Origin of the sequence: Amycolatopsis decaplanina DSM 44594 (assembly GCF_000342005.1) — a bacterium.
In the GTDB taxonomy this organism is placed as follows: domain Bacteria; phylum Actinomycetota; class Actinomycetes; order Mycobacteriales; family Pseudonocardiaceae; genus Amycolatopsis; species Amycolatopsis decaplanina.
Genome location: NZ_AOHO01000008.1, coordinates 1 through 3,134 on the forward strand (window position 1 = coordinate 1; position 3,134 = coordinate 3,134).

Genomic DNA, 3,134 nt, shown 5'->3' on the forward strand with positions numbered 1-3,134 from the left:
CCCCGGTTGACCTCGCTATCGCCGGTGGCACCGGCGCCGTCGCCCTCGCCGGTGGCTGGGCACTGGCGAAGAAGTACACCGAGCAGATCGAGAAGGCCGGCATGACCAGCCGCGTGCAGGCCGGGGTCGCCGCGTCGTGTGCCTGGTGCCTGACCACCCCGCTGACCGGGGCGAGCGCGATGGAGATGTGGCTCGCGCTCGGGCTGGGCACCGTGGGCCTGTCCGCGCGCTGGTGGCAACGGATCCGCCCCGGCTACCCCGCCGGCACCGAGCTGGTCCTGGCCAGCCCGACTGACGTCGTCCCCGCCAAGGACGCGGACGCCGAAGCCAGCGCGGTCGCCACCGCGGCCGAGTCGATCCTCGAGGCCTGGACCGCCACGGTCACCGTCCCCGGCGGGCTGGTGCCCGGCTCCAAGCTCACCGACCCGCAGATCGCGGATCACCGCGTGACCTTCTCCCTGGCGCTCGTCCCGGGCAAGCAGACCGTGCAGGACCTGCGCAACCTGGCGGGAAAGATCGGCTCGGCCATCGGCTACTTCGGCAAGGACCTGACCTTCGACGAAGGCGCCCGGCCGACCGAGGCGACCATGGCGGTGCGGATCAGCGCCGAGGTCGACACCACCTACACCGGCCCGGTCATCATCGTCGAGGGCGAGGACATCTACCTGGAGATCGGCCCGTACGTCGACGGCGAGGGCGCGACCCGCTACCACGTCGCCGGGCCGAACTCCGTCAACTCGGGGTTCGTCCTCGGGTCGAAAGGCTCCGGCAAGTCCCGCGTCCTGGAGCTCATCGCCGACGGGCTGCGCGAACTCGGGTTCGAGATCTGGTGGATGGACCCCCAAGGCGGCGCGTCGTCGAAGGCGTTGAAGGATAACGCCGACTGGTCGCTGATGGGCCTGGACTCCGACGAGCACACCCCGCTCGAACTCTCCTACATCGGGAACCTGCTGCACCTGTGGCGGGCGGTGTGCAACGTGGCGAAGATCCGCGAAGCGGAGAACGTGGCGCTCGGGTTGGATGGTTTCACCCATACCCGTGAGCGCCCGGCGATCATGGTGATGATCGACGAGTGCCACAACGCGTTCAACGTGAAGAACCCGGTCACCGGCAACCCCTTCGGCTACGACTTCGGCGAGCTGGACCGCGTCACGCGGAAGCTGGGGATCGGGTTCATCGGAGCCAGCCAGATCTTCACCATGGAAACCTTCGGCAACGCCGCGGCCCTGCGCTCGGGGATGATCACCGGCAATTTGCTGATCATGCGGATGATGGAGAAGAGCCACTGCGGGCTGCTGCCCGGCTCCGCGCCGTCGCCGCTGAGCCTGCGCAAGGGCGGCGGCTACGGCTACGCCATCGACACAGACCGCGAGCACGTCATGTGGCGGGCCCGCAACATCGGTGACCTCGCTGCCGAACACCTCGCCGCGAAGCCGAAAGCGACCCTGGACGCGCGGGCCACCAAGGCCGCGGGCCGGGTCTACCGCGACCGGCACAAGACCGCTGCCCGCTACACCGAGAAGGCCATCGCCACCCTGGAGGCCTTCGACGCGGCAGGTGAGGCGACCGCGCTGACCATGCTCTACACCGGCCCCCGGACCGAGCAGGCCGCCGCCGACACGACCGTTACCCCGGCGGCGGGCGGCGGGATGGCGTCGGTGCGGGTCCTGCCGGTCCGGCCCTCCGCCCAGGCCGCCGCCCCTGCCGCCGGCGGGGGCGCGGTGGCCGCGCCGGACGGTGTCCCGGCGGCTGACCTCAAACCCGGTGCCCAGCGGGTCATGATCCTGCTGCGCGACGGGCAGGCCTGGCACACCAAGGACATGGCCGAAGCTCTCGGCATCAGTGTCCAGGCCGTGCGCGGTCACATCCGCTCGATCGGCGAGACCCGTCTCGACAACCTCGGTGATGGCCGCTACCGCATCAAGTAGCCACGTCACCCTCACCACGAAAGGAGCGCAATTCTGCGAGGTCTGCGAGGAATATCGAGACTCGCAAAACCGGCACAGAGAGTCCGATTCGCCTATCCCCGATGAAGGAGCTACCGATGAACCGCCGACGGCCCACCCGCCACAGCGACACCCGCCCGAGCCGGACCACCGTGCAGCCCAGTCTCGCCGCGATCGTCGACGGCAACGCCAGCCCGCCCGGCGACGGCGGGAGCCCGGATTCTGGGAACTCCTGCCCCGCACCCGACGCTCCGGTCATCACCGACACCGGCTGCGACGTCTCCGCGTTCTGACCGCACTCTGCTGGCCGCAGCGGCCCCCGCCCCTTTCCCGGGGCGGGGGCCGCTGCCGTCTCGGGAAGGCCTCCATGAAGCCCCTGCTGTTCGTCGCCGCGCTGACCCTGATCTACCTGGCCTACTGCTGGGTCTACCCCTACACCGCCTGCGGCAACTGCGACGGCGGCCGGCACTTCACCGCCGACGGCCAGTACTGGCGCAAGTGCGGCCGCTGCAAGGGATCCGGCACGAAGATCCGCCTCGGCCGCAAGCTCCTCGGCGGCACCCGCGACCTGTAGTGCCACACCACCAGCCAGCGTCTGCGAGGCCGGATAGGTCTCGCAGGCCTCGTATCTCTCGCCAAGTCCCCCGACCTGGAAGGACCGTGCATGTCCCGCACGATCGTCTCTCTCACCGCCGCCACGAGCCTGCGCTGCCTCGACCTGGCCGACGCCGTCGACGGGCTGGTGACCGCGATGGTCCGCAGCGACACCGACCTCGAGGACGCGCAGCTGCTCGCCGAGCTCGCCGAGGCCACCGCGGAATGCGCGCGGCTGACCCGCCGCGCCGACGACGTCGACGACGCCCGCGTGGCCGCGCTGCTGGCCGACGTGGCCCACGCCCGCGCCTACGACCGGCCCCGCGTGCCCGGTTTGCTGCCCGAGCTGGAGCAGCGGCCCTACCTGCGGGCCGTCCTGGACCGCATGGCCTCCCCGACCGACGACCAGCCCGGCTGGGTGCTGGCGGTGCGGCTCAACGCCGTGGTCGACCACGCGCTCGACCTCGGCATCGGCACCCGGCTCGCCGAACGTCTCGCCCTCGCGGTCTCCCGCCGCCCCGATGGGGAGAACGCCGCCGAACACGAAGCCGCCGACGGCATCGGCGTCGACGGCGAGCTCGTCGACGCCGCCTG

The 3,134-nt window shown here is 71.0% G+C and carries 4 protein-coding genes; all 4 read left to right on the forward strand.

Annotated features, from left to right (window positions below):
• The coding region (locus H074_RS40595) for a helix-turn-helix transcriptional regulator (protein ID WP_007027960.1) at nucleotides 1–1,928 on the forward strand (1,928 nt) is incomplete at its 5' end.
• A 116-nt stretch (nucleotides 1,929–2,044) separates the two neighbouring features.
• Nucleotides 2,045–2,239: a hypothetical protein gene (locus H074_RS00055; RefSeq protein ID WP_007027961.1), complete on the forward strand. Its 195-nt coding sequence runs from the start codon at nucleotides 2,045–2,047 to the stop codon at nucleotides 2,237–2,239.
• 74 nt (nucleotides 2,240–2,313) lie between these two features.
• Nucleotides 2,314–2,520 (forward strand): hypothetical protein, encoded by a 207-nt coding sequence (locus tag H074_RS00060; protein ID WP_007027962.1) that lies wholly within the window; start codon nucleotides 2,314–2,316, stop codon nucleotides 2,518–2,520.
• Nucleotides 2,521–2,610: 90 nt separating this feature from the next.
• A partial coding sequence (locus H074_RS00065) for a hypothetical protein (RefSeq protein WP_007027963.1) occupies nucleotides 2,611–3,134 on the forward strand: 524 nt, incomplete at its 3' end.

Bases quoted from the DNA above. Each gene is read 5' to 3' on its own strand.
- H074_RS00055 (WP_007027961.1), top strand. From the start codon at position 2,045: ATGAACCGCCGACGGCCCACCCGCCACAGCGACACCCGCCCGAGCCGG.
- H074_RS00060 (WP_007027962.1), top strand. From the start codon at position 2,314: ATGAAGCCCCTGCTGTTCGTCGCCGCGCTGACCCTGATCTACCTGGCC.